The organism is Roseateles sp. P5_E1 (assembly GCF_054049335.1).
On the sequence record NZ_JBFUMN010000371.1, the window covers coordinates 1 to 569 of the forward strand.

Here is a 569-nt window from a genome sequence, read left to right on the forward strand (position 1 = left end):
ATCGTGGGCAAGGCGGCGCTGTACGGGGACCGGGTGGCGGGCTGGCTGACGATGATGGTCGTGATCCTGTTCCTGGGCGGCGTGYAGTTGATCGCACTGGGCCTCATCGGGGAATACCTGGGGCGGCTGTACGAGGAGTCCAAGCAGCGTCCGCTGTACCTGGTTGACACTTGGCAGGCGCCGTTCGTGGCAGACTCGGGCCTGCATCCCATCAGTGGAGAGCAGCGAGATGACCACGGTACGACAGCTGTTGGAAGGCAAGTCCCCTGAGGTTTTCGCGGTACCCCCGGACGCGGCGGTGATCGACGCGATCCGGCTGATGGCCGACAAGGGCATCGGGGCGGTGGTGGTGATGGAGGGCCGGCAACTGGTCGGGATCCTCTCCGAGCGCGATTACGCGCGCAAGATCGTGCTGCACGAGCGCTCTTCGCGGACGACGCGGGTGAGCGACATCATGACCGCGAAGGTGGTGACGGTGGCCTTGGCCGAGCAGGTCGAGCATTGCCTGCAGCTGGTGACCGATTACCGCATCCGGCACCTGCCGGTGGTCGATGCTGGCAGCGTGGTCG

The 569-nt window shown here is 65.8% G+C and carries 1 protein-coding gene and 1 pseudogene; both read left to right on the top strand.

Features of this window, described 5'->3' with window-relative positions:
* Positions 1–270, top strand: a pseudogene (locus ACXJKJ_RS31585) (glycosyltransferase); the annotation flags it as partial.
* Positions 230–569: CBS domain-containing protein (locus ACXJKJ_RS31590; protein ID WP_457395635.1), on the top strand; the 340-nt coding region annotated here is incomplete at its 3' end. The pseudogene ACXJKJ_RS31585 and the gene ACXJKJ_RS31590, both read left to right, overlap by 41 nt.